The following is a 479-nucleotide window of genomic DNA, read 5'->3' as shown; positions in this document are numbered from 1 at the left end:
GGTGTTTCAGCATTAGGGCGTACCCAAATCTGGATCCGTCAGGAATAAAGATCGCGTCATTGCAATCATAAAAAAGTCACCAAACGGTGACTTTTTTATTTTTAGTTCATGAGTGGATTATCCACCTGAAAAAGCTGTTTGTCTTCCAACCGATAAGCGATCAATTGATTACCCCATACCGCGCCACCATCGACATTCTGGATTTGAGAATTCACTCTTCGTCCTTGTAGCGCTGCCCAATGGCCAAATACAATTTGATGTGTCTGTGCAGCTAAACTATCAAACTCAAACCACGGACGAAAGCCTTCAGGCATTGGGGCGGTCAATTCATCTTTAAAACTAAATTCCAAACGACCTTCAGCATTGGTTAAGCGCATACGAGTCAAATAATTGGTAATGGCACGTAATCGCGACATGCCTGTCAAACCATCTGACCACAACGTGGGTTCTTCGCCGTACATTTCCGCCAAAAAAGCATC

Annotated in this window: 2 pseudogenes; one reads left to right on the top strand and one right to left on the bottom strand. The window is 43.8% G+C overall.

Annotated features, from left to right (window positions below):
* Positions 1 to 48, top strand: a pseudogene (locus tag JR005_RS15250) (DUF2147 domain-containing protein); the annotation flags it as partial.
* A gap of 53 nt (positions 49 to 101) precedes the next feature.
* On the opposite strand, the pseudogene JR005_RS14695 reads toward JR005_RS15250, so the two are convergent.
* Positions 102 to 479 (bottom strand): annotated as a pseudogene (locus JR005_RS14695) (symmetrical bis(5'-nucleosyl)-tetraphosphatase); the annotation flags it as partial.

It is taken from the genome of Acinetobacter sp. Colony158 (genome assembly GCF_019264745.1).
GTDB classification, from domain to species: Bacteria; Pseudomonadota; Gammaproteobacteria; order Pseudomonadales; family Moraxellaceae; genus Acinetobacter; species Acinetobacter ursingii.
Note: the sequence above shows the minus strand (reverse complement) of the source record. Positions and strands in the feature narration are given on the sequence as shown.